Below are 24,666 nucleotides of genomic sequence, written 5' to 3'. Positions count from 1 at the left end.
AAGCAGAGCGGGACGACGGGAGGTGGGCGCATGACGGACGACGTGCACACGGTGCGGGTGCGCCCGGCGACGCGGGAGAAGCGCGAGCAGATCCTCAAGGCGGCGGTGGAGATCTTCGGCAACAAGGGCTCCACGAACGGCACGCTCGCCGACGTCGCCGAGCAGGTCGGCATCACCCACGCCGGCGTGCTGCATCACTTCGGCTCGAAGCAGAAGCTCCTCCTCGAGGTGCTCGCCTACCGCGACCAGGCCGACGTGGCCGACCTCGCCGAGAAGCACATCCCCGACGGGCCGGAGCTCTTCCTGCACCTCGTCCGCACCGCGTTCGCCAACGAGAAGCGGCCGGGCATCGTGCAGGCCTACACCGTCCTGTCGTCCGAGTCGGTGACCGACGACCACCCCGGCCGCGAGTACTTCGAGGAGCGCTACACGACGCTGCGCCGGGAGGTGACCGCAGCGTTCGGCGAGCTCTGCGCTCAGGAAGGCGTGACCGAACCCGCGACCATCGCCGCGGCCTCCGCCGCGATCCTCGCCGTGATGGACGGCCTGCAGCTCCAGTGGCTCCTGCACCCCGGAGCGGTCTCCCTGGGCGCCGCGAGCGAGTTCGCGATCCGCGCGATCGTGAACGGCGTGCTGCATCCGGGACCGGCTCTGGAGTCCTACGCGCAGCCCTGACCACCCGACTAGGCTCGGGCGCATGGCCATCGACCTCGAAGCGCTCTACATCGATCTGCACCAGCACCCGGAGCTGTCGTTCCAGGAGACGAGGACCGCGGGCATCGCCGCCCAGCACCTCCGCGACCTCGGGCTCGACGTCGAGGAGGGGGTCGGCGTGACCGGCGTGGTCGGCGTCCTGCGGAACCCTCCGACGGGCTCAGACCCTTCGACGGGCTCAGGGAGCCAGGCGGGCGAGGAGTTCCCGCGACCGGTGGTGTGGGTGCGCGCCGACATGGACGCCCTGCCCGTCGAGGAGCAGACCGGGCTGGCGTACGCGAGCACGGCGAAGGGTGTCGACCCGACAGGCACGACGGTGCCCGTGATGCACGCCTGCGGCCACGACATGCACGTCACCGCGATGATCGGCGCCGTCGAGAGGCTCGTCGCGGACCGCGACGAGTGGTCGGGCACCCTCGTGGTGCTCATCCAGCCCGCGGAGGAGTACGGCGCCGGTGCCAGGGCGATGCTCGACGACGGCCTGCTCACCCGGTATCCGAAGCCCGACGTGGTGCTCGGCCAGCACGTCACCCCGCTCCCCGCCGGCATCATCGGCGTGCGCAGCGGAACCCAGATGGCCGCCTCCGACGGGCTCACGGTCACGCTGCACGGCCGCGGCGGCCATGGCTCCCGCCCGCACGCGACCATCGATCCCGTCGTGATGGCGGCCGCCACCGTGATGCGCCTGCAGACCATCACGTCGCGGGAGATCGATCCGCAGGGGGTGGCCGTGGTGACGGTCGGCTCGATCCACGCCGGGCTCAAGAACAACATCATTCCGGCCGAGGCGAAGCTGGAGCTCAGCCTCCGCTATCCGAACGAGGAGGTGCGCGACAAGGTGCTCACGAGCGTCGAGCGCATCGTGCGCGCCGAGGCGACGGCCTCCGGCGCCGAGCGCGAGCCCGAGATCCGCACCGATCACACACTGCCCGCCACGATCAACGACGAGGAGGCCACGACGCGGGTCTCCGCGGCCCTGCGTCGGGCGCTCGGCGAGTCGGCCGTCGTCGACCCCGGCATGTTCACCGGCAGCGAGGACGTCTCATGGTTCGCCCGCGACGCCGACGTGCCGCTCGTCTTCTGGTTCTGGGGCGGCGTCGAACCCACCCGGTTCGCCGAGGCCCTCGCGGCGGGCACCGTGGAGAAGGACATCCCCACCAATCACTCCCCCTTCTTCGCGCCCGAGATCCATCCGACGATCGAGGTCGGGGTCACCGCGATGTCCGCGGCCGCGCGCGAGTTCCTCGCCTGAGGAGGGCGGACGCGGTCAGACCTCGACGACCCGCGGCGCGGGCGGGGGCGGCGGGGCGAGCTGCCGCTGCGGCACGCCGTGCGCCTCCCGGTGTAACCGCTCCATGCGGGTGTCCAGCTCGGCGGCGGCATCCGCGGCATCGCTGAGACTGTCGACGAGATGCGCGGGCACCTGGTTCGAGAACTTGTAGTAGATCTTGTGCTCCAGGCTGGCCCAGAAATCCATCGCGATGGTGCGGAACTGCACCTCGACCGGTACGGACAGCGCACCGGTCGAGAGGAACACGGGCACCTCGATGATGGCGTGCAGGCTCTTGTACCCGTTCGGCTTCGGGTTCGCGATGTAGTCCTTGACGGTGCGCACGGTCACGTCGTCCTGCGCCGTGAGCAGGTCGAACAGCCGGTACACATCGGCCACGAAGCTGCACGTCACGCGGACGCCGGCGATGTCGGTGATCTCGGCGCGGATGCGGTCGAAGTCCGGGTCGTCGATGCCCTTCCTGGCGATCTTCTCGACGATGCTGTCCGGAGACTTCAGCCGGCTCTTGACGTGCTCGATCGGGTTGTACGCGTGGTCGTGGGTGAACTCGTCACGGAGGATCGAGATCTTCGTCTCCACCTCGCGCATCCCGAACTCGTACTCGCGGAGGAAGCGCTGCAGCTGGTCGCGGAGCTCCTTCGCCTCGGAGATCAGGTGCTCGTCGACGGGGATCACGCTCATGCGGACGACGTTATCGATCCGTGATCGGAAACGCCTGTGGATTCGAGAGCGTGACGCGGGCGTCCTCCAGGTGCTGGCCGGAGAGGAGTCCGGGGAGACCGCGGCCGTGGCGCGTGGTGAACAGCAGCACGATCGCGACGAGGATCAACACCGAGGAGAGCGTGCCGAACACGCCGCCGAGCAGCCCGAGCGCCGTGAGCCCGCCGATGCCACCCGCCCACCGCAGCGACCGGCTGAGCGCGATCGGCAGACGGGAACCGGTGTACCGGAGCTGCACGGCCAGATCGCCGACCGACCTCCCGGTGGCGAGGATGACGATGAGCCACAGCGCGCAGGCGACGACCGTGCTGACCGTGCTGGCGAGGGTGCCGTCGAGCACGGCCTGACGATCCTGCACGACGTATGCGAGCCAGAGCTGCACGGCGACACCACCGGCGGCGACGACGAAGCCGTTCGCGAGCCCGTCGCAGAGCATCGCCAACGCCCGCCGTCCACGGGTGACGGGGCGGGGCGCGTCGGCATCGGGGCGGGCCTGGAGCCCGCGCAGCGACCGTGGCACCATCAGGGCGAGGACCGACCCGACGACGGCTCCGGTCGTGTTCGTCATCAGGTCGCCCACATCGAAGAAGCGGTAGGCGCACGGGTACAGGCCCCAGACGCCGGTGAGCTGCGTAGTCTCGACGAGCAGCGAAAGCCCGAACCCGGTGACGAGGGCGGTCGGGAGACCACGGCCGCCCAGCACGCGGAGGAAGGCCCCGAGGGGGACGAACAGCAGCACGTTGAACACGAGCTGGAGCAGGCCGGGCTGGCTCAGCGGGCTCCCCGGAGCGGCGAACGCCTTCCGCACGTCCCGCACGACGGACATCGGGTCGGTGATCGCCCCCACGCAGCGGATGGCGTCCGGATCGGGGAGCGGCAGCAGCGTGTACGTCCAGATGGCCCAGAAGTAGACGAGCGCCGCGAGCCAGAGCAGCGTACGACCCAGCGTGAGCCGCCCTCGTCGCCGGTAGCTGATCGCGACGAAGGGCACGAAGAGGACGACGCCGACGGCCAGCCCGATCGCCACGGCGATGATGCCCAGAACCACCTGATCCCCCACCGACGCAAGGATACCGGCTGGCCGTGAGGATTCCGTGAGGGAGAGCCACCGGGCCGTAGGGATTCCGTGAGGATCGCGTGAGGACGGCGTCGCCCGGCGTAGTGTCGCCGGACGTGTCAGAACAAACGAAGCCGACCCCGGACGCGCCGCCGCGCGCCAAGCGCATCCTCCTCGGCGAACCGCTGACGAGCGCACAGGTCGACGAGCAGCTGCTCCCCAAGCGCATGGCGCTGCCGATCTTCGCCTCCGACGCACTGAGTTCGGTGGCCTACGCGCCCCAGGAGCTCGTGATGATCCTGCTCATCGGCGGCCTCACCTTCCTGTCCTTCACGCCGCTCGTCGCGGCGGCGGTCGTGGTGCTGCTGCTCGTGGTGGTGCTGAGCTACCGACAGCTCATCAAGGCCTACCCGTCCGGCGGCGGCGACTACGAGGTCGCGTCCAAGAACCTCGGAGAGGTCCCCGGCGTGATCGTGGCCGCGGCCCTCCTCGTCGACTACGTGCTCACGGTGGCGGTGTCGGTGGCGTCCGGCGTCGACAACATCATCTCGGCGGTGCCGGGTCTCGACCCGCTCCGCGTGGAGCTCGCGGTCGGCTTCGTCGTGCTCATCATCATCGTGAACCTCCGCGGCGTGCGCGAGGCGTCGCTCGTGTTCGCCATCCCCACGTACGTGTTCATCGGCTCGGTCGGCGTCATGATCGTCAGCGGGCTCGTCCGCACGGCGCTCGGCGACGCTCCGGTCGCCTCCAGTGCGGACTTCGCCGTGCAGGCCGAGAGCCTGAGCCAGGCGGCCGTGCTGCTCCTCATCCTCCGCGCGTTCTCGAGCGGCTGCTCCGCGCTGACCGGAGTCGAGGCGGTGTCGAACGGGGTTCCCGCGTTCCGGGCACCGAAGGTGCGCAACGCGCAATCCACCCTCGTCCTCATGGGCACCATCGCGATCTGCCTGTTCTCCGGCCTCACCGCCCTCGCCCTCATCGCCGGCGTGCACTACGCCGAGAACCCCTGCGACCTCATCGGCTTCGACTGCACGACCCCGCAGCCGAGCCTCATGGCGCAGATCGCCGCGGCCACGTTCGGCGGCGGCAGCATCCCGTTCTTCATCGTGCAGGCGGCCACGGCCTGCGTGCTGCTGCTCGCGGCGAACACCGCCTTCAACGGCTTCCCGCTGCTCGGCGCTGTGCTCGCCCGCGACGGCTACGCCCCGAAGTCGCTGAACACCCGCGGCGACCGGCTCGTGTTCTCGAACGGCATGATCCTCCTCGGGATCGCGGCGATCGCCGTGCTCGTGGTGTTCCAGGCACGATTGACGACGCTGATCCAGCTCTACATCATCGGCGTCTTCGTCTCCTTCTCCCTGGGCCAGATCGGCATGGTGCGGCACTGGCGGCGGGTGCTGCGAGAGCCCGCGCCCGCGACACGCGACGGCGCCGCGGACCGGCGCTCGGCGCGGGTCGGGCTGCTCATCAACTCCGCCGGGGCGACGCTGACCGTGCTCGTGCTCGTGATCGTGACGATCACGAAGTTCACGCACGGCGCCTATCTCGTGTTCTTCGCCATCCCCGTGCTCGCCTTCCTCATGATCGGCGTCAAGCGGTACTACCGCGACGTCGAGCACGAGATCGCCATCGACGACACCACCCGCTTCGGCGCCTCGGGCGACGTCGCCATCGTCCTCGTGAACCATCTGCAGAAGCCCGTCATGAAGGCCATCGACTACGCCATCGCGGCGAAGCACGACAAGACCCTCGCCGTGCACGTCGCCGTCTCGCAGGAGGACGCCGCGCACCTGCAGCAGGAGTGGGCGGACCACCTCGTGCCGGTGCCCCTCGTCATCGTGGAGTCACCGTACCGGTCGTTCGCACAGCCCGTGACGCAGTTCATCCGGCAGTACCGCGAGAAGCACGGTTCCTCCGTCGTCACGGTGTACCTGCCCCAGTACATCGTGGGTCACTGGTGGGAGAGCTTCCTGCACAACCGGCGTGCCCGCCGTCTCGCGAACCAGCTCATGCTCGTGCACGGGGTGTCGATCACCCTGGTGCCGTGGCTGCTCGACTCGTCCGAGCTCATCTACGGGCGTCGCTCCCGCCCGCTGCCGGGTCAGGAGCGGGCGGGACGGCCCGTCGTGGTGGCGGGCCGCCGCGCGCACCGCCCCGCCGGGCCGCCGTCCGAGTCCTGACCGGCCGCGACGGTCACGCTCCGGCGAGGACCGAACCGAGGATCGTCGCCGCCTCCGGGAAACGGGCCGGGTCGGCGCTCGCATAGTTCAGCCGCACGTACGACCCGGACGGCTCGGCGGGGAACCACTCGCTCCCCGGCGCGATGACGAGCCCGCGCGCCGCGCACTCGCGGACGACGGCCGCGGCGTCGGTGCCGTCCGGCAGCCGGAGCCACAGATTGAGCCCGCCGACCGGCACGGCCTCCACCAGCGCGGTCGGCGCCTCGTCCGCCAGGCACGACAACAGCAGGTCGCGCCGCGAGCGCAGCTGCTCCCGGAAGCCGCGGAGGTGTGTCCGCCAGGCCGGCTGCGTGACCACGTCGAGGGCGGCGGCCTGCAGGAGGCCACTGACGTACATCGACTCCGCCGCGCGATCCGCGAGGATGCGGTCACGGGCGGGACCGCGGGCGATCACCGCCGCGACGCGCAGCGCCGGGGACACGCTCTTCGTCAGCGAACGCAGGTAGACGACGTGACCGTCGTGGTCGGTGGCGGCGACGGGGCGGGGAACCGCGTCGATGCCCAGATCGTGCGCCCAGTCGTCCTCGATGAGGAAGGCACCGTGACGACGGACCGCCTCGAGGACCGCCTCCCCGGTCGCCACCGGCCACTGCGCGCCGGTCGGATTCGCGAACGTGGGCTGCGCGTAGAAGGCCCTGGCCCCGGTCTCGACGAGCGCCCTGTCGACCGCATCGGGATCCGGGCCGTGCGGGCCGGAGGGGACGGGCACGAGCACGACCCCCGCCTGCTCCGCCGCGAGGAGGGCGCCCCAATAGGTCGGCGACTCGATGAGCAACGGGCGCCCCACCCCGACGACCGCCCGGAAGATCGAGCTCAGTCCGCTCTGGCTCCCGGAGATGATGACGGCGTCGCGCGCGGACGGCACCGTGGTCCCGGCCGGGGCCGCCGAGGCCAGCTCCGCCGCGAACCACTCCTGCAACGCGGGCTCTCCGGCCGCTGGAGACCGGGTGAGCGCGGAGGGGGTCCGCGACGCGCGCACCAGGGCCTGCCGGACGAGGCGCTCGGGGAGGAGGTCAGGGGCCGGGTACCCGGAATGCAGCCCGATCGCGTCCGGCGAGGTGGGGCGCTGCGCCGAGGAGAGACCGTCGAGCCGCACGGCAGCGGCCCCGAGTGCTCCGGCCTGCCAGCCGTAGTCCGCGGGGGCGAGGGTGCGGGCCGCGCGGACGAAGGTCCCGGAGCCGGGACGCGCTTCGACGAGGCCGAGGCGGACGAGCCGCTGGACGGCCTTCTGGACGGTCACGGGGCTTGCCGCGTACTCCGCCGTCAGGGCCCGGTTCGAGGGGATGCGCGCTCCGGGCGCGGCGGTGGCGATCCACGTCCGGAGACCGGAGACGATCCGCTCAGTGCTATCCTGACTCATGAAAGAACACAGTAGCGTTATCCGCCCGGACGGAACACCGCTATCCCGTGCCGCCGGCCCCGCCTGGGGGCTCCTGGGCGTCGCCGCCTTCTCGTTCACGCTCCCGTTCACGCGGATCGCGCTCGGCGGCGGACTGTCGCCGCTGTTCATCGGCTCCGCCCGCGCGGTCGTCGCCGCCGCGCTCGCGGCTGTCGTCCTCCTCGTGACCCGCCAGCAGCCGCCGAACTCCGTCCAGTGGGCGCGCCTGGCAGTGGTCGCGCTCGGTGTGGTCGCCGGCTTCCCGCTGCTGACCTCGTTCGCCATGACCACGACACCCGCGAGTCACGGCGCGGTCGTGATCGGCCTCCTCCCCGCTGCGACCGCGGTCGCCGTCGTGCTGCGCACCCGGGAACGCCCCTCCCCCTCGTTCTGGGTGTTCGCGCTCCTCGGGTCCGCGGCAGCCCTCGTCTTCGCGACGCTGCAGAACGGCACACCCGGCGCCCTCCGCCCCGCCGACCTTCAGCTGTTCGGCGCCGTGATCCTCGCCGCCATCGGCTATGCGGAGGGCGGTCTGCTCGCGCGTGAGCTCGGCGCGTGGCAGACCATCTCCTGGGCGCTCGTGCTCGCCGCTCCCGTCATGCTCGCGATCGCCGTCGCTGCCGGGGTCGCCGCACCGCCCGTCGCCACCCCCACTGCCTGGCTGGCGTTCGCGTACCTCGCCGCGGTCAGCATGTTCCTCGGGTTCTTCGCCTGGTACCGCGGCCTCGCGATCGGCCCGATGGCGCAGGTGAGCCAGATCCAGCTCGTGCAGCCCGTGATGGGCATCACCTGGGCAGCCTTCCTCTTCCACGAGGACGTCGGTCCGGCCACGGTCCTCGGCGGGCTCACCGTCGTCGTGTGCGCCGGGCTCGCCGTGCGGACCCGCAGCACGCTTCCCACCTCCGCCCCGACCCCACCCGACAGGAGGCGCCATGCGTCACACCCCCGCTACCTCATGACCGATCCCGACGAGGTGAAGCGCCTCATCCGTGCCCACCCGTGGGCGACGTTCGTCTCGCCGAGCTCGACCGGCCTCGTCGCCTCGCACTACCCGGTCCTGCTGATCGAGGAGGAGGAGGACATCGTGCTGGCGAGCCACTTCGGCCGCCCGGACGACGAGCTGCATGAGCTCGGGCGACACGAGATCCTGGTGATCATCCAGGGCCCGCACGACTACGTGTCATCGAGCCTGTACGAGCCGGGGGACCTCGTCCCGACCTGGAACCACGTGACCGCGCACCTCTTCGGCACCCCGGAGATCCTCTCCGAGGAGGAGAACTACGCCATGCTCACACGGCTCACCGACCACTTCGAGAGCGGGCAGCCGCACGGGCGGCGCCTCGCGGAGGACGAAGCGGGAACCCGGCGAGCCGCGAAGGGCACCGTGGGGCTCCGCCTCCGCGTCTCCCGCTTCGACGCCCGCGCGAAGCTCAGCCAGAACAAGGCCCCCGAGGTGCGGGAGCGCATCGCCGCCCGCTTCGACGCCGCCCACCCCGCGCTGGCCGCCGAGATGCGCCGCGGCTGACCCCCGCTCGAATCAGAGGGCCAGGCTCAGCGTTGCGAGGCCGACGGTGGGGACCGCGGCGACGACTCCCCAGAGCGCGAAACGCCCCCAGCGGACCTCCACCCCGAGCGCCGTCACGCGGTGGTGCCAGAGGAGCGTCGCGAGCGAGGCCCACGGCGTGACGAGCGGCCCGAGGTTCACGCCGATCAGCAGTGCCATCAGGGCGGCCGGATCCCCGGCCGCGGGTTCGAGGACCAGGTAGGCGGGGAGGTTGTTGATCGCGTTCGCGCTCACGGCCCCGAGCGCGGCCAGCCGGAACAGGTCGCCGGGAGAGTCGCCGGCCAGGGTCGGTGAGGTCAGGAAATCGAGGAGTCCTTGCGCGTGCGCGGTCTCGACCAGCACGAACAGCGACGTGGCGAGCGCGAGCGCCTGCCACGGGACGAGCGACAGGCGCAGGGCATGGCGACGGCGGACGGCGAACAGCCCGATCAAGGCCAGAGCCGCGACCGTGGCGGGGATCCACACGTCCGGGGTCAGCGCGAGCAGGGGCATCAGCACCAGGAGGATGCCGGTGGCGCTCCAGAACAGCGTGGGGTCGGCGGGGCGGCGGGGCACGGGCGTCGCGTACGTGGCGAGGATCGTGCGCCGATGCAGGACGGTGAGGATCGCGACGGGCACCAGGATCCCCACGAGCGTGGGCGCCCAGCTCAGCGCGATGAACGCCCCGGGCCCGAGCCCGGCCCCCTGCGCGGCGAGCAGGTTCGTGAGGTTCGACACCGGGAGGGCGAGCGACGCCGTGTTGGCGAGCCAGACGGTGGCCAGGGCGAACGGCAACGGGGAGACGCCGATGCTCTGCGCCAGGACGACGACGACCGGCGTGACGATCACGGCGGTGGTGTCAAGCGAGAGGAACACGGTGCTCACCACCGCGAGTACGACGACGAGGGCCCACAGCACCACCACGCGGCCTCGACCCCACCGCGCGAGGCGCTGGGAGACGACGTCGAACACTGCCGCGTCGCGGGCGAGCTCGGCGACGATCGTGATCGCGACGACGAACCCCAGCACGGGCGCGATCCGCTCCCCGAGAGCACCGGCGTCCGCTCGCGGCAGGAATCCCGTGAGCACGCACACGAGCGCGACCGCCACCAGCACGGCGACGATCACCGCGCCGACGCCGATCCGCATGCTCCTGATCCCCACCTCGTGAGCATAGGGCCGTCGCCGCCCTGCAAAGCGCGCACCGGGCCCCCGGCGCGGGTCTGCGACCCGGTGCGCGAGTCGGAAGCGGAAGGCGTGAGCAACCCGCATGCATTCGGCGGGACCGCGTAGGGGAACCGTGAGGATCGGCGGCCGCGGCCGGACGGCGCAGTTGGATCGAGGACGTGCTCGACATCATCTACCTCGCGCTGACCCTGGCGCTGTTCGCCCTCGTGTCCCTCGTCGCCAAGGCGGTGGACCGCGCATGATCGTCTTCGAGATCCTCGCCACCGTCCTCGCCGTCGCCGCGGTCGTCTACCTGGTCGCGGCGCTCGTCGCCCCGGAGCGCTTCTGATGGACGCGACGATCCTGTACGGAATCCTCCAGATCACGGCCGTCGTGGTCGTGCTCGTGCTCCTCTACCGCCCGCTCGGCGACTACATCGCCCACGTGTACACCTCCGGACGGGACCTGCGCGTCGAGCGCGGGCTGTACCGGGTGATCGGCGTCGACCCGCGCTCCGAGCAGACATGGCGCGCCTACGCCCGCAGCGTGCTGCTGTTCTCGCTCGTCGGACTGCTGCTCATCTACGGATTGCAACGGCTGCAGGCCTTCCTCCCCGCGTCGCTGGGACTCCCCGCCGTGCCGGAGGGACTCGCGTTCAACACCGCCGCGTCGTTCGTCGCGAACACCAACTGGCAGTCGTACTCGCCCGAACAGACGATGGGCTACACGGTGCAGCTCGCGGGCCTCACGGTGCAGAACTTCGTCTCCGCCGCAGTCGGCCTCACCATCGCCATCGCCCTCATCCGCGGTCTCGCCCGACGCGGCTCCGCCACGATCGGCAACTTCTGGGTCGACCTGACCCGCGGTCTGGGGCGCCTGCTCCTCCCGCTCGCCCTGATCGGCGCGGTCGCTCTCCTCGCGGGTGGCGTGATCCAGAACGTCAACGGCTTCACCGACGTCGTCACGGTCTCCGGCGGCACGCAGACGATCCCCGGCGGTCCGGTCGCCTCGCAGGAGGCCATCAAGCTGCTCGGCACCAACGGCGGCGGGTTCTTCAACGCCAATTCGGCCCACCCCTTCGAGAACCCCACCGGGTGGACCAACCTGCTCGAAGTGCTCCTGATCCTCGTGATCCCGTTCGCGCTCCCCCGCACGTTCGGCCGACTGGTCGGCGACCACCGCCAGGGCTACGCGATCGTCGCCGTCATGGGCACCCTGTTCCTCGCCTCGCTCGCCGCACTCTCCGCCCTGGAACTGGCGGGACGCGGGGCCGCCCCCGAGCTCGCCGGCGCGGCGATGGAGGGCAAGGAGCAGCGTTTCGGCATCCTCGGTTCCACGCTGTTCGGCAGCGCGAGCACGCTGACCTCGACCGGGGCCGTGAACTCGATGCACGACTCCTACACCGCCCTCGGCGGCCTGATGCCCCTGCTCAACATGATGCTCGGCGAGGTCGCTCCGGGCGGTGTCGGCTCCGGCCTGTACGGGATGCTCGTGCTGGCGATCGTCGCGGTCTTCGTGGGCGGGCTGCTCGTCGGCCGCACCCCCGAGTGGCTGGGCAAGCGGATCGGACCGCGGGAGATGACCCTCGCGAGCCTCTACATCCTCGTCGTCCCCGTGCTCGTCCTCGGCGGTACCGCTCTGAGCTTCGCGATCCCCGGCATCCGCGAGGACGTGGAGTCCACCAGCATCCTGAACCCGGGGGTACACGGCATGAGCGAGGTGCTCTACGCGTTCACCTCCGCCGCGAACAACAACGGCTCCGCCTTCGCCGGGCTCACCGCGAACACCCCGTGGTTCAACACCGCCCTTGGCGTCGCGATGCTCCTCGGGCGTTTCCTGCCGATCGTTCTCGTGCTCGCCCTCGCGGGGTCGTTCGCCGCGCAGGAGCGCGTCCCCGCCACCACCGGGACGCTCCCCACCCATCGGCCGCAGTTCGTCGGCCTCCTCCTCACCGTGACCGTCGTCGTCACGGCCCTCACCTACTTCCCCGTGCTCGCACTGGGACCGCTCGCCGAAGGACTCTGACCATGACCCTCCTCACCACCCCTCCCGAACAGCAGGACGCCACGGCGTCCGCCCCCGCCCGGCCGCCGCGCTCGTTCGGTGGCGCGCAGCTCGTGCAGGCGCTCCCCGGGGCACTGCGCAAGCTCAACCCCGCGACGCTCGTCCGCAACCCGGTGATGCTCCTCGTCTGGGTCGGCGCCGCGTTCACGACCGTGCTCGCGATCGCGGAGCCCTTCCTCGGAGGACCGGCGGAGTCCGGCGGCACCGCCGTCCCCGCCGCGTTCACCTGGGGCATCGCGATCTGGCTCTGGCTGACCGTGCTCTTCGCCAACGTCGCGGAGTCGGTCGCCGAGGGGCGCGGCAAGGCCCAGGCCGCGAGCCTGCGAAACACCCGCACCCACACGACGGCGCGGCGGGTGGTCGGCCCTTCGACAGGCTCAGTGCCCCAGCGCCCCGGCTCTGGGACCCAGGGGGGCGCGGAGCGGCTCGCTGGGCTCGCCGAAGCACCGACGGAGACAGTGTCGTCGGCGGACCTGCAGCGCGACGATCTCGTCGTCGTCTCCGCAGGCGAGCTGATCCCGGGCGACGGCGACATCGTCGCGGGGATCGCCACGGTCGACGAGTCGGCCATCACCGGCGAGAGCGCCCCGGTCGTCCGCGAGTCCGGGGGTGACCGCAGCGCTGTCACGGGAGGCACCCGCGTGCTGTCCGACGAGATCGTGGTCCGCATCACGTCGAAGCCCGGCGAGACGTTCGTCGATCGGATGATCGCGCTCGTCGAGGGGGCGAGCCGGCAACGCACCCCGAACGAGATCGCCCTGAACATCCTCCTCGCGAGCCTGTCGATCGTGTTCGTCGTGGTGGTCCTCGCGCTGAACCCGATCGCCTCGTACGCCGCGTCGCCGGTGAGCATCCCGGTCCTCATCGCCCTGCTCGTCTGCCTGATCCCGACCACGATCGGCGCGCTCCTGTCCGCCATCGGCATCGCGGGCATGGACCGGCTCGTGCAGCGCAACGTGCTGGCGATGTCGGGGCGTGCGGTCGAGGCCGCCGGCGACGTGACCACGCTGCTCCTCGACAAGACCGGCACCATCACCCACGGCAACCGTCGCGCCCACGCGGTGCTGCCGCTCACCGGGGTGGACGCGGACGAGCTGCTGCGCACCGCCGCCCTCTCCTCCCTCGCCGATCCGACACCGGAGGGCGCCTCGATCGTCGAGCTCGCCGCCGCCCGCGGGACCCAGGTGACCGCTCCGACGGACGCCGTGGTCGTCCCGTTCACCGCTCAGACCCGCATGAGCGGGCTCGACCTCGCCGACGGCACGCAGATCCGCAAGGGCGCCGCCTCCGCCGTGGCGGCGTGGCTCGGGCAGGCCGCGGGCGAGGAGCTCACGACCCTCACCGACGACGTCGCCTCGAGCGGCGGGACGCCCCTCGTCGTGGCGGTGCAGCGTCCTTCGACCGGCTCCGGCCCTTCGACGGACTCAGGGACCGAGTCCGTCGAAGCGCGGATCCTCGGGGTCGTGCACCTCAAGGACATCGTCAAGGACGGCCTGCGGGAACGGTTCGACGAGCTGCGCAGCATGGGCATCCGCACGGTCATGATCACCGGCGACAACCCCCTCACCGCGAAGGCCATCGCGGCTGAGGCCGGCGTCGACGACTATCTCGCCGAGGCCACACCGGAGGACAAGCTCGACCTCATCCGCCGTGAGCAGCAGGGCGGGCGACTCGTCGCGATGACAGGGGACGGCACCAACGACGCCCCCGCACTCGCTCAAGCCGACGTCGGCGTGGCGATGAACACGGGCACGTCGGCGGCGAAGGAGGCCGGCAACATGGTCGACCTCGACTCCGACCCGACGAAGCTCATCGACATCGTGCGTATCGGCAAGCAGCTGCTCATCACGCGAGGAGCGCTGACGACGTTCTCGCTCGCGAACGACATCGCGAAGTACTTCGCCATCATCCCGGCGATGTTCATGGGCGTGTTCCCCGGGCTCGCGGCGCTGAACATCATGCAGCTGCACTCGCCGGCCTCGGCCGTGACCAGCGCGATCATCTTCAACGCGATCGTGATCGTGTTCCTCATCCCGCTCGCGCTCCGCGGTGTGCGCTACCGGCCGGCCAGCGCCTCGCAGATCCTGCAGCGGAACCTGCTCGTCTACGGCCTCGGCGGGGTGATCGCCCCGTTCGTCGGCATCAAGCTCATCGACCTCCTCGTCAGCCTCCTCCCCGGCTTCTGACCGGGCCCGAAAGGAACGCCATGTCGTCCACCACCCGCACCACCGTGCGCACCGCGGGTGTCGCCGTCCGCGCGATGCTCGTCCTCACCCTCGTCCTCGGCGTCGGCTACACGCTGCTCGTCACCGGCATCGGCCAGCTCCTCCTCCCGGCGCAGGCGAACGGCTCGATGCTCTCCGGCGACCGCGGCAGCGCGCTCATCGGCCAGTCCTTCACCGACGCCGACGGCGAGGCGCTCGCGGAGTACTTCCAGTCCCGCCCGTCTGCGGCCGGCGACGGGTACGACGGAGCGGCGTCGAGCGGCAGCAACCTCGGGCCGGAGAACCCCGAGCTCGTCGCCGCCATCGCCGAGCGGAAGGCCGAGATCGCCGCCAGGGAAGGCGTCGATCCGTCCGCGGTGCCCGCGGATGCCGTCACCGCGTCCGGCTCCGGCCTCGACCCGCACATCAGCGTCGCGTACGCCGTGCTCCAGGTGCCGCGGGTGGCTGCCGCCCGCGGCCTGCCCGAGGACGACGTCCTGGCCCTCGTGGAGTCTAGGATTCAAGGGCGGGACCTGGGGTTCCTCGGCGAGGAGCGCATCAACGTCGTGGAGCTGAATCTCGCACTCGACGACCGGGAGGGTGCATGAGCGCAGAGCGGACGCCGCGCACCGCGACGGACCGGAACCGCCGCGGTCGGCTGCGCGTCCTCCTCGGCGCTGCGCCGGGCGTCGGGAAGACCTTCGAGATGCTCGCCGAGGGCCGCAGACTCCGCGAGGAGGGCCGCGACGTGGTCATCGCGATCGTCGAGACCCACGGCCGCGCGGCCACCGCGGCGCTGACCACCGGGCTGCCGGAGGTGCCACGACGGGAGGACGCACACCGCGGGGTGACCCTCACGGAGCTGGATCTCGACGCGGTGCTCGCCCTCGGCCCGGAGATCGCGTTGGTCGACGAGTTCGCGCACACGAACGCCCCCGGGTCCCGGAATCCCAAGCGCTGGCAAGACGTCGAGGAGCTGCTGGACGCGGGAATCGACGTCGTCACCACGGTGAACGTGCAGCACATCGAGTCGCTGAACGCGGTCGTGGAGAAGATCACCGGGATCGCCCAACGGGAGACCATCCCGGATGCCGTGGTCCGCGCCGCCGACGAGATCGAGGTCGTCGACCTCGCCCCGCAGACCCTTCGCGACCGGCTCGCCGCCGGTCTCGTCTACCCCGCGGAGCGCATCGACGCCGCCCTGTCACACTACTTCCGGCTCGGCAACCTCACCGCCCTGCGGGAGCTCGCGTTGCTGTGGCTCGCGGACGAGGTGGACAGCGCCCTCCGCAGCTACCGCGCCGAGCAGGGCATCGCCGGGGCCTGGCAGGCGCGCGAGCGGGTGGTGGTCGCCCTCACCGGCGGCCCGGAGGGCGAGACGCTGCTCCGCCGAGGGGCCAGGATCGCGGCGCGCTCCGCCGGCGGCGAGCTGCTCGCGGTGCACGTCACCGCGCAGGACGGGCTGCGCGGTGAGGCCCCCGGCGCGCTCGCCGCGCAGCGCTCCCTCGTCGAGTCGCTCGGCGGGACGTACCATCAGGTCGTCGGCGACGACATCCCCGCGACGCTCGTGGAGTTCGCGCAGGGCGCCGACGCCACCCAGCTCGTGATCGGCGTGAGCCGCCGGAGCCGTCTCGCCGCCGCGCTCACCGGGCCGGGGATCGGCGCCGAGGTCATCCGCCGATCGGGCGACATCGACGTACACATCGTCACCCACGCCGCGGCCGGCGGCCGGCTCGCGCTCCCCCGCGTCACCGGCGGGGCGCTGGGCTGGCGACGACAGGCACTCGGCTTCGGCGTGGCCCTCGTGTTCGGCCCACTGCTCTCCTGGCTGATGTTCGCGTTCCGGAGCCCGGAGTCGATCACGGCGGAGGTGCTCGCCTATCAGCTCCTCGTGGTGGTCGTCGCCCTGATCGGCGGCATCCGGCCCGCCGTGTTCGCCGCCGTCCTGTCAGGGATCACCCTCGACTTCCTCTTCGTCGCCCCGCAGTTCACGATCACGATCGCGCATCCGCTGCACGTGCTCGCCCTCACCCTCTACGTCATCATCGCGATCCTCGTGAGCATCATCGTCGACCAGGCCGCCCGCCGCGCCAGGACCGCGCAGCGAGCGACCGCCGAGGCCGAGTTGCTCGCCGCGGTCGCGGGCAACGTGCTCCGCGGCGACAACGCCGTACTCGCCCTCGTCAGTCGCACGCGCGAGGCGTTCGGGCTGAGCGGCGTGCGGCTGCTCACCCCGTCCGGAGACGTACTGGCGAGCGACGGCGAGCCGGTGCCGGACGGACGCGCCACGACCATCCCGGTGGGAGCGACGACCGGCGGCGGGCCCCGCGCGCTGCTGGAGCTCAACGGCGAGCCGATCGCCGGTCCCGAGAGACGACTGCTGGATGCGATCGTCGCCCAGCTCGCGGCGGCCATCGAGCACACCGACCTGCGGGCGACGGCGCGCGAGGCCGAGGCCCTCGCCGAGACCGACCAGGTACGCAGCGCCCTGCTCTCGGCCGTCAGCCACGACCTGCGGCGGCCGCTGGCCTCGGCGGTCGCGGCGATCGGCGGGCTTCGCGGCGCGCACGGCCTGTCGGCCACGGACCGCGCCGAGCTGCTGGAGACGGCGGACGAGAGCCTGGCCACCCTGTCGACTCTGGTCACCGACCTGCTCGACGTGAGCCGCGTCGAAGCGGGAGTCCTCGCCGTCTCGGCTTCGCGCATCGATGCGGCCGGCCCCGTGCTCGCCGCGGTGGACGAGCTCGCCCTCGGCCCGTCGGACGTCGAGCTCGCGCTCGACCCCGACCTCCCGCCGCTGTACGCCGACCCCGTGCTGTTGCAGCGGGTCCTCGTGAACGTGCTCGCCAACGCGCACCGGCACGCCCCGGCCGGGAGCCGCGTCCTCGTGTCGAGCAGCCGCCTGGGCGACCGCGCGGAGATCCGGATCATCGACCGTGGCGAGGGCATCGCCCCGGAGCGGCGCGACCGCATCTTCCAGCCCTTCCAGCGGTTCGGCGACACCGACAACACGACCGGACTGGGACTCGGGCTCGCCCTGTCGCGCGGTTTCACGGAGGGCATGGGCGGTAGCCTGACTCCGGAGGACACCCCAGGGGGTGGCCTCACCATGGTCATCTCCCTGCCGCTCGCCGCAGGGACTTCCGACACGGAGGGGATGGAGTGAAGCTCCTCATCGCCGACGACGACCCCCAGATGGTGCGGGCGCTGCGGATCACGCTCGCCGCACATGGCTACGAGGTCGTCGTGGCCGCCGACGGTGCCGCCGCGATCGCCGCCGCCGCGCAGAGCCATCCCGACCTCATCATGCTCGACCTCGGCATGCCGCGGCTCGAGGGCATCGAGGTGATCCAGGCCCTCCGCGGCTGGACGAGCGTGCCGATCATCGTCGTGTCCGGTCGCACGGGGTCGGCGGACAAGGTCGAGGCGCTGGACGCGGGCGCCGACGACTTCGTCACGAAGCCCTTCCAGGTGGACGAGTTGCTGGCCCGGCTCCGAGCGCTCTCCCGACGCGCGGTCGTGGCGAACGGGGAGTCGGTCGTCGGGTTCGGCGACGTCGTGGTGGATCTCGCGACGAAGACCGTGACCCGCGCGGGAAGCCGAGTGCACCTGACCCCGACCGAGTGGCGGATGCTGGAGCACCTCGCCCGGCACCCCGGCGCCCTGGTCACCCGGCAAGATCTCCTCAAGGAGATCTGGGGCAGTGCGCAGGTGTCCGACTCCGGCTACCTGCGGCTGTACATGTCCCAGCTCCGGAAGAAGCTCGAACAGGAGCCTTCTGCGCCCGTCCACCTGCTGACCGAGTCGGGCATGGGCTACCGGCTCGTCGTCTAGCGACCGAGCGGCGCGCGGTCGTGCGAGCCGGCGGAGCGCCGCCGACGGAGCATGGCCACGATGCCGGCGACGACCAGCAGAACGGCGACGATGACCGCGGTGACGGCGGTGGGCGCGCTCTCCGGCTCTCCGGTGAGGCGACCGACCGCGAGCCAGCTCAGGCCCCAGGCCGTCGCCAGCGCGGGCGCGAGGCGTCCGGTGAACCAGGCGGATGCGGCGCCGATCACCAGGACGACGACGAGGACCCCCACGGCCCAGACTTCGGGGGCGTCCGCCCCGATCTCCGGAACCGTCTGGGTGAGCCACGCCGCGATGTTCGCGACCGTCGCGATCGTGACCCAGCCCAGGTGCAGGCCGTTCGCGCCGTCCGTGAGGAGGCGATCGGCGAGGGTGCGGGCGGGGAAGCGACCGAGGAGCACGATGATCCGGGCGAGCGCGGCGAGCAGGAGTGCGATGACGAGCACGGTGAGCCACAGGGTCAGGTAGCGTGCGGTGACGAGCCAGAGGCCGTTGAGGATCATCGAGAGCGCGATCCAGCCGCCGACCGCCTGCTGACGCTCGTCCTGACGCTGCGCGGGGAGAGCCTGCCACACGGTGTAGGCCAGCAATCCCGCATAGATGAGCGACCAGATCGAGAACGCCGGTCCCGCGGGGGCGAGGTACGAGCCCTGGGCCGAGAGCGCACCGTTCTGCAGCTCGTCGACGGAGTCACCGCCGAATGCTCCGGCGCCGATGGCCGCGGCGATCAGCATGAACACGGCGGCAGCGATCACGAGGCTCTGTCGGGCGACGCCCTTCGTCGAGGTCTCCATGCCCGCACCCTACGCGCGACGGGAGCGGAAGGCAGTGGCCTTGACAGGTCGGGACGGCTTCGCTAACCAGGTTAGCGAGTGTGACCACAGGCCTCAGGCGGGGGCGAGGGCGGCGTCGATCAGCACTTCCGCGGCACGGCGCGCATGCACGGCGGCGTCCGGGTCAGCGCCGATCGCGGCGGTGCTCTGCGCCCCTTCCGCCAGGAGCGAGAGCTGAGCCGCCAGACCCACCGGGGCACCGGTCGCGGCGACGAGCCCCGCCATGTACGCCTGGAACGAGGCCTTGTGCGTGCGGACGATGTCCGCGACCTCCGGGCTCGTGCCCCCGAGCTCGCCGAACGCGTTGATGAACGCGCAGCCCCGGAAGCCGTCGCTGCAGAACCAGTCCTCCAGGTAGCCGTAGACGGCGAGGAGGCGGGAGCGCGGGTCGTCGCCGCTCCGCGCCACGGCGGCTGTGAGCCCCTGCTCCCACTCGGCGTGCTTCCGCAGGAGCACCGCCGCGACGATGTCGGTCTTCGCGGGGAACAGCGAGTACAGGCGCCGCAGCGACACCCCGGCGGCGGAGCGCAGCTCGTCCATGCCGACCGCCGCGTAGCCCTTGCGGTAGTACAGGTCCTCCGCGGCGGAGAGGATGCGTTCGCGCGCCTCGTCTTCGGTCATACCGAAGAGTTTACTTGACGTGAGAACGAACGTTCTCTAGATTGATGACATCAGGCGAGAACGATCGTTCTCACCGGCATCGAAAGGAACAGGATCATGGGTTACATCACTGTCGGCACCGAGAACACCAGCCCGATCGAGCTGTACTACGAAGACCAGGGCAGCGGCCAGCCCGTCGTCCTCATCCACGGCTACCCGCTCAACGGCCACAGCTGGGAGCGCCAGACGCGCGAACTCCTCGCCCAGGGCTACCGCGTCATCACGTACGACCGGCGCGGATTCGGCCAGTCCTCCAAGGTCGGCTCCGGCTACGACTACGACACCTTCGCGGCCGACCTCAACACGGTGCTCGAGACCCTCGACCTCCGCGACGTCGTGCTCGTCGGCTTCTCGATGGGCACCGGCGAGCTGGCCCGCTACGTCGGTCGCTACGGCCACGAGCGGGTCGCGAAGCTCGCCTTCCTCGCGTCGCTGGAGCCGTTCCTCGTGCAGCGTGACGACAATCCCGAGGGCGTGCCGCAGGAGGTCTTCGACGGGATCGAGGCCGCCGCCAAGGACGACCGGTACTCCTGGTTCACCCAGTTCTACCAGGACTTCTACAACCTCGACGAGAACCTCGGCACGCGCATCAGCCAGCAGGTCGTCGACGCCAACTGGAACCTCTCGGTCACCAGCGCTCCGGTCGCCGCCTACGCCGTGGTCCCCAGCTGGATCGAGGACTTCCGCGACGACGTGAAGGCCGTGGCCGCCGCCGCCAAGCCCACCCTGATCCTGCACGGCACCAAGGACAACATCCTGCCGATCGACGCGACCGCGCGCCGCTTCCACCAGGCCGTGCCCGAGGCCGAGTACGTCGAGGTCGAGGGGGCCCCGCACGGCCTCCTCTGGACTCACGCCGACGAGGTCAACGCCGCGCTGACACAGTTCCTGGCCCGGTAACCCCGTTCGAATCGCCGGAATGGCCCCATTTCCCCCGGGGAATGGGGCCATTTGCGCGATTCGAGGCAGGTCAGCGGGAGCGCCAGAGCAGCCAGACGAAGTACGGGGCGCCGATCAGCGCGACCACGAGGCCCGCCGGAAGCTGCGCGGGGGCGATGACCGTCCGGCCGATCGTGTCCGCGACACCGACGAGCAGCCCCCCGAGGAGCACCGCCGTCGGGATCACCCGCGAGTGCCGCGCCCCCACGAGCGCCCGCGCGGCGTGCGGCGCCACCAGCCCCACGAAACCGATGACCCCGATCGCGGTCACGCTCAGCGCCGCGAGGACGGCCGCGACCAGCAGCAGCGTCAGCCGAGCGGGCTCCAAGCGGATGCCGACCAGCCGCGGCGTGTCCTCGTCGAGCGACATCACGTCGAGCTCCCGGCGGCTCAGAACCACGAACGGCACCGCGATCGCGAGGACGATCGCGAGCGGGACGATTTGCTCCCACACCCGCCCATAGGTCGTGCCGGACAGCCAGGTGTAGATCCTGGGGGTGTCCCACGGGTTCGACCGCAGCAGGAAGAAGGTCGTGAGCGAGACCGTGAAGTACGAGACCCCGATGCCGATCAGCAGGAACCGGTCCGCGTTCAGCCCTCCGCGCCACGACAGCAGGTAGACGAGCGCGAACGCCAGCAGCGAGCCGGCGACGGCCCCCACGATCATCCCGCCGACCGACGACGTGACACTCGTGATCACCAGCACGGCGCCGAGACCACCGCCGCCCGTGACGCCGAGGATGCTCGGATCGGCCAGCGGGTTGCGGCTCACGCCCTGGATGATGCTGCCGGAGAGGGCGAGCGCCGAGCCCGCGACCACGGCAGCCACGATCCGCGGCGCCCGCTCGTCGAGAGCGAAGGCGATGGGCGCGGGGGCCTCCCCCTGCAGCCACAGCGCGATGTCGCCGGTGAGCAGCCAGGTGTGCCCGGCGAGCAGCCCGAGGAGCAGGACCGAGACGACCCCGGCCGCGACCACGGCGATCGTGATGCGGAAGCGCAGGCGGCTGCGCACCCCGAAGCGCACGCGAGGCGGCTCGCGCGTCGGTCCGGCGTCGCGCAGGCGTCGGGCCATCAGCACCAGCACGATGGCACCGAGCAGCGTGGTGGCGACGCCCGTCGGGATGAGGATCGCGGCCTCGGCGCCGATGAGGGCGCGCAGCAGGGCGTCGGCGAGGATCACGACGATCGCGCCCAGCAGCCCGGACGCGGGGACCAGCAGCAGGTGCCGGTTGAGGCCCGGCACCACGCGCGCCAGCAGCCGCGCGAGAACGGGCGCGCACAGACCGACGAAGCCCATCGGCCCCGCGAGCGTCACCGCGACCGCCGTGAGCACCACGGCGAGCACGATGCCGATCGCGCGTGTCGAGCGGATCGGCACCCCCAGCGACGACGCGGTGTCGTCGCCGAGCGCCAGGATGTCCAGGCGCCGTCCGAGCAGCAGGGCCAGTCCGGTGACGACGAGCACGACCGGCGCCGCCTGAAGGAACGCGGTCAACCCGAGCTGAGACAGGCTTCCGCTCCCCCACGCGAGCAGCCCCTTGGTCTCCTCGTCGAACAGGATGAGCAGGGTCGAGGTCGCGGCCTGGAACGCGAGCGCCAGCGCGGTGCCGGCGAGGATGAGGCGTGTCGTGGACGACCCCGCCCCGCCGGCGATCCCGAGCACGATGCCCGCCGCGACGATGCCTCCCGCGAACGCCACCGCACCCGAAGCCCAGACCGGCACGGCGATCCCGAACGCGGCGAGCGCCGTGACGGCGAGGTAGGCCCCGGCGGTGACGCCCAGCGTGTCCGGCGAGGCGAGGGCGTTGCGGGCGAGGGACTGCAGCAGGATTCCGGCGACCCCGAGCGCGACCCCCACCGCGACCCCCGCGGCGAGCCGCGGGACGCGCGAGCCCCAGAGGACGTCGGCGTCGGCGAACACGGCGCCGCTCGTCCCCTGGGTGAGATGCCAGCCGGCGACCGCGAGCAGGACCGCGGCGAGGGCGATGAGCACGCCCAGCCCCGTCCAGGCCGCACGCGGTCCGCGACCCTCCGCCTCGACGGGTACGACGGACGTCGGGGCGCCGGACTGCGGCGCCGCCGTCGTGTCGTCGAGGCGAAGGGTCTCCGTCACTTCGAGAGCACCTCGACGTAGCCGTCGACGATCTGCTCGGTCGAGCGCGGGCCGCCGAAGGTCCAGATACCGGCCGGGAACGCGGTCAGGCGGTCGTCCGCCACCGCGGGGAGCGAGGTCCAGGCGGGGTTGTCCGCGAGGGCGTCGACGAAGCTCTCGGACTCCGGGTCCTCGGTACCGGTGTAGAAGAGGTTGGCGTCGCCCACCGTGGTCATGCCCTCGACGTCGGTCTGGCCGAGACCGTACACGGGGTCGACCTCGCCGGTCCAGGCGTTCGTCAGCCCGAGCTCCTCGCCCACCTCGCCGACGAGCGAGCCCTGCCCGAACGGACGCAGTGCCACGTTGCCGCCGTCGACCCAGCCGTCGAAGAACACGAAGTCGGTGGTGGCGAGGTCGAGGTCCGCGAGCTCGGCCTTCGCGGCGTCCAGGTGCTCCTGGAACTCCTCCGCGACGACCTCGGCCCGCTCCTCCCGACCCGTGACCTGGGCGATGAGGTCGAACGTGTTCAGCATCTTGGCGATGGGATCCTTCGCGTCGGCGCCGACCGTCGCGAGCACCGGCACGTCGTAGGCCTCGAGCTGCGCGACGATGGGATCGTCCGCGGCACTGACCTCGACGATCACGAGGTCGGGATCCGTGCCGAACAACGTCTCCAGGTTCGGCTCCTGGCGGGTCCCCACGTCGACGACGTCCTCCGGCAGCTCCTCGGCCGTGACCCAGGTGCTGTACCCCTCGGCGTCGGCCACCGCGACCGGTGTCACGCACAGCGAGAGCGCATCCTCGATCTGCTGCCACTCGAGTACCGCGATGCGCTCGGCCGGCTTGTCGAGCTCGACCGTGCGACCGAGGTCGTCGGTGACGGAGACCGCCCCGGTCGAGGTGCTCGTGGTGTCGTCCGTGCAGCCCGCGCTCGTCGAGGTCGGGGCGCCGGACCCCTCAGCGGACGGCGTCTGCGTGGTGCCGCAGCCGGCGAGCGCGAGGGTGAGGGCGCCGCCGAGGGCGAGCACAGCGAGGGGGGTCTTCTTCATCGGTGGTTCCTTCGGGGTGAGGGGGTCAGGATGCGGAGCGAGCGCGGTGACGGCCGTGGTGGCGGCCGTGGGGACGGACCCGGACCAGGCCGGTCTCCGCGTCGAGGGCGGTGTCGATGCGCAGGCCGTACACGTGCGACAGGTTCTCGCCGGTGAGCACCGTCTCCGGCGTCCCGGCCGCGTGCACGCGCCCGCGGTGCATCAGCACGACGTCGTCGGCGACCGAGGCGGCGTGGTCGAGGTCGTGCAGGACGACCCCGAGCGCGGTGGAGTGGTCGTCCGCGAGCTCGCGGACGAGGTCGAGGGTCTCGACCTGATAACGCAGGTCGAGGTGATTCGTCGGCTCGTCCAGCAGCAGCACCTCGGTGTCCTGCGCGAGGGCCGTCGCCAGCCACACGCGCTGCAGCTCCCCGCCGGAGAGCTGGTCGACGGGGCGTCCTGCCATGGCGGAGAGTCCGGTGAGGGCGAGGGCGCGCGACACGGCGGCACGGTCGGCGTCACTCACGCCGGAGAAGCGTCCGCGGTGCGGGTGCCGTCCGTACGCGACCACGTCGGCGACCTCGATCCCGGACGGATGCGGTCGGGACTGCGACAGCATGGCGACGATCTTCGCGAACTCCTTGGCGGAGAGAGCGGCGACGTCTCGCGGTTCGTCCCCGCCGACGCGCACGGTTCCCCCGTCGATGCGGTGCAGCCGCGCGAGGGCACGGAGGACGGTGGACTTGCCGCTGCCGTTCGGGCCGATCAGTGCGGTGACCCGGCCCGGGGCGAGGCGCAGCGAGACATCGTGCACGACGCGGGTGCGTCCGTAGCCGAGGGCGAGGGACTCGCCCTCCAGTGCGTGGCGTCCGTCGGTGTCGGTCATC

Annotated in this window: 20 protein-coding genes and 1 pseudogene; 12 read left to right on the top strand and 9 right to left on the bottom strand. The window is 71.6% G+C overall.

Translation table 11 applies throughout. The features are described 5' to 3' along the window. Nucleotides 1-30: 30 nt before the first annotated feature. Nucleotides 31-675, top strand: coding sequence for a TetR/AcrR family transcriptional regulator (locus FY549_RS06130; RefSeq protein ID WP_149084257.1), 645 nt, complete (start codon nucleotides 31-33; stop codon nucleotides 673-675). Nucleotides 676-697: 22 nt separating this feature from the next. Next, nucleotides 698-1,966 (top strand): amidohydrolase, encoded by a 1,269-nt coding sequence (locus FY549_RS06125; RefSeq protein WP_149084256.1) that lies wholly within the window; start codon nucleotides 698-700, stop codon nucleotides 1,964-1,966. Nucleotides 1,967-1,981: 15 nt separating this feature from the next. On the opposite strand, the gene FY549_RS06120 is transcribed toward FY549_RS06125, so the two are convergent. Both FY549_RS06120 and FY549_RS06115 read right to left on the bottom strand, forming a co-directional pair. Then, nucleotides 1,982-2,686, bottom strand: coding sequence for a GTP pyrophosphokinase family protein (locus FY549_RS06120; protein WP_149084255.1), 705 nt, complete (start codon nucleotides 2,684-2,686; stop codon nucleotides 1,982-1,984). A 10-nt stretch (nucleotides 2,687-2,696) separates the two neighbouring features. After that, nucleotides 2,697-3,785, bottom strand: coding sequence for a VanZ family protein (locus tag FY549_RS06115; protein WP_149084254.1), 1,089 nt, complete (start codon nucleotides 3,783-3,785; stop codon nucleotides 2,697-2,699). Between the two features lie 224 nt (nucleotides 3,786-4,009). On the opposite strand from FY549_RS06115, the gene FY549_RS06110 reads away from it, so the two are divergent. Continuing rightward, nucleotides 4,010-5,959, top strand: a complete 1,950-nt coding sequence (locus FY549_RS06110) for an APC family permease (protein WP_276545465.1) — start codon at nucleotides 4,010-4,012, stop codon at nucleotides 5,957-5,959. A 13-nt stretch (nucleotides 5,960-5,972) separates the two neighbouring features. Here FY549_RS06110 and FY549_RS06105 read toward each other — a convergent pair whose 3' ends face one another. Then, the gene (locus FY549_RS06105) at nucleotides 5,973-7,379 is read right to left on the bottom strand and encodes a PLP-dependent aminotransferase family protein (protein ID WP_149084253.1); all 1,407 of its coding nucleotides are present in this window, start codon (nucleotides 7,377-7,379) and stop codon (nucleotides 5,973-5,975) included. On the opposite strand from FY549_RS06105, the pseudogene FY549_RS06100 reads away from it, so the two are divergent. Both FY549_RS06100 and FY549_RS06095 read left to right on the top strand, forming a co-directional pair. After that, nucleotides 7,378-8,283 (top strand): annotated as a pseudogene (locus tag FY549_RS06100) (DMT family transporter); the annotation flags it as partial. The gene FY549_RS06105 and the pseudogene FY549_RS06100 sit on opposite strands and share 2 nt — an antisense overlap. A gap of 69 nt (nucleotides 8,284-8,352) precedes the next feature. Continuing rightward, nucleotides 8,353-8,922, top strand: a complete 570-nt coding sequence (locus FY549_RS06095; RefSeq protein WP_149086014.1) for an FMN-binding negative transcriptional regulator — start codon at nucleotides 8,353-8,355, stop codon at nucleotides 8,920-8,922. Nucleotides 8,923-8,934: 12 nt separating this feature from the next. Here FY549_RS06095 and FY549_RS06090 read toward each other — a convergent pair whose 3' ends face one another. Then, on the bottom strand, nucleotides 8,935-10,089 hold the full coding sequence (locus tag FY549_RS06090) for an SLC13 family permease (RefSeq protein WP_149086013.1): 1,155 nt from the start codon (nucleotides 10,087-10,089) through the stop codon (nucleotides 8,935-8,937). Nucleotides 10,090-10,366: 277 nt separating this feature from the next. On the opposite strand from FY549_RS06090, the gene FY549_RS06085 reads away from it, so the two are divergent. The 6 genes from FY549_RS06085 to FY549_RS06060 are packed head-to-tail and all read left to right on the top strand — an operon-like array spanning nucleotide 10,367 to nucleotide 18,209. Next, nucleotides 10,367-10,456, top strand: coding sequence for a potassium-transporting ATPase subunit F (locus tag FY549_RS06085; RefSeq protein WP_149084252.1), 90 nt, complete (start codon nucleotides 10,367-10,369; stop codon nucleotides 10,454-10,456). After that, nucleotides 10,456-12,132, top strand: a complete 1,677-nt coding sequence (gene kdpA, locus FY549_RS06080; protein WP_149084251.1) for a potassium-transporting ATPase subunit KdpA — start codon at nucleotides 10,456-10,458, stop codon at nucleotides 12,130-12,132. Before FY549_RS06085 ends, kdpA begins: the two co-directional genes overlap by 1 nt. A 2-nt stretch (nucleotides 12,133-12,134) precedes the next feature. Then, entirely contained in the window at nucleotides 12,135-14,357 is a 2,223-nt protein-coding gene (kdpB, locus tag FY549_RS06075; protein WP_149084250.1) for a potassium-transporting ATPase subunit KdpB, read from the top strand. 20 nt (nucleotides 14,358-14,377) lie between these two features. Continuing rightward, nucleotides 14,378-14,983, top strand: a complete 606-nt coding sequence (kdpC, locus tag FY549_RS06070; protein WP_149084249.1) for a potassium-transporting ATPase subunit KdpC — start codon at nucleotides 14,378-14,380, stop codon at nucleotides 14,981-14,983. Further along, nucleotides 14,980-17,541, top strand: coding sequence for an ATP-binding protein (locus FY549_RS06065; RefSeq protein WP_149084248.1), 2,562 nt, complete (start codon nucleotides 14,980-14,982; stop codon nucleotides 17,539-17,541). The genes kdpC and FY549_RS06065 overlap by 4 nt, the downstream gene beginning before the upstream one ends. Further along, nucleotides 17,538-18,209: a response regulator gene (locus tag FY549_RS06060; RefSeq protein WP_149084247.1), complete on the top strand. Its 672-nt coding sequence runs from the start codon at nucleotides 17,538-17,540 to the stop codon at nucleotides 18,207-18,209. Before FY549_RS06065 ends, FY549_RS06060 begins: the two co-directional genes overlap by 4 nt. Here FY549_RS06060 and FY549_RS06055 read toward each other — a convergent pair. Next, nucleotides 18,206-19,021, bottom strand: coding sequence for a tryptophan-rich sensory protein (locus tag FY549_RS06055; RefSeq protein ID WP_149084246.1), 816 nt, complete (start codon nucleotides 19,019-19,021; stop codon nucleotides 18,206-18,208). The two genes, FY549_RS06060 and FY549_RS06055, sit on opposite strands and share 4 nt — an antisense overlap. Nucleotides 19,022-19,114: 93 nt before the next feature. Then, entirely contained in the window at nucleotides 19,115-19,681 is a 567-nt protein-coding gene (locus tag FY549_RS06050; protein WP_149084245.1) for a TetR/AcrR family transcriptional regulator, read from the bottom strand. Nucleotides 19,682-19,777: 96 nt separating this feature from the next. Here FY549_RS06050 and FY549_RS06045 point away from each other — a divergent pair, with 96 nt between their 5' ends. Further along, a complete protein-coding gene (locus FY549_RS06045) occupies nucleotides 19,778-20,620 on the top strand; it encodes an alpha/beta fold hydrolase (RefSeq protein ID WP_149084244.1) in 843 nt (280 codons plus the stop codon). 70 nt (nucleotides 20,621-20,690) lie between these two features. Here the strand turns inward: FY549_RS06045 and FY549_RS06040 are convergent, their stop codons facing one another. The 3 genes from FY549_RS06040 to FY549_RS06030 are packed head-to-tail and all read right to left on the bottom strand — an operon-like array spanning nucleotide 20,691 to nucleotide 24,665. Continuing rightward, nucleotides 20,691-22,772: an iron ABC transporter permease gene (locus FY549_RS06040; protein ID WP_149084243.1), complete on the bottom strand. Its 2,082-nt coding sequence runs from the start codon at nucleotides 22,770-22,772 to the stop codon at nucleotides 20,691-20,693. After that, entirely contained in the window at nucleotides 22,769-23,800 is a 1,032-nt protein-coding gene (locus FY549_RS06035) for an iron-siderophore ABC transporter substrate-binding protein (protein WP_149084242.1), read from the bottom strand. The genes FY549_RS06040 and FY549_RS06035 overlap by 4 nt, the downstream gene beginning before the upstream one ends. 25 nt (nucleotides 23,801-23,825) lie before the next feature. After that, nucleotides 23,826-24,665 carry an ABC transporter ATP-binding protein gene (locus tag FY549_RS06030; RefSeq protein WP_149084241.1) on the bottom strand — a complete coding sequence of 280 codons (840 nt, stop codon included), beginning with the start codon at nucleotides 24,663-24,665 and terminating at the stop codon, nucleotides 23,826-23,828. Nucleotide 24,666: the final 1 nt, after the last annotated feature.

This window comes from Microbacterium sp. 1S1 (assembly GCF_008271365.1).
GTDB lineage: Bacteria > Actinomycetota > Actinomycetes > Actinomycetales > Microbacteriaceae > Microbacterium.
This window is presented reverse-complemented; position numbering and strand designations above follow the sequence as displayed.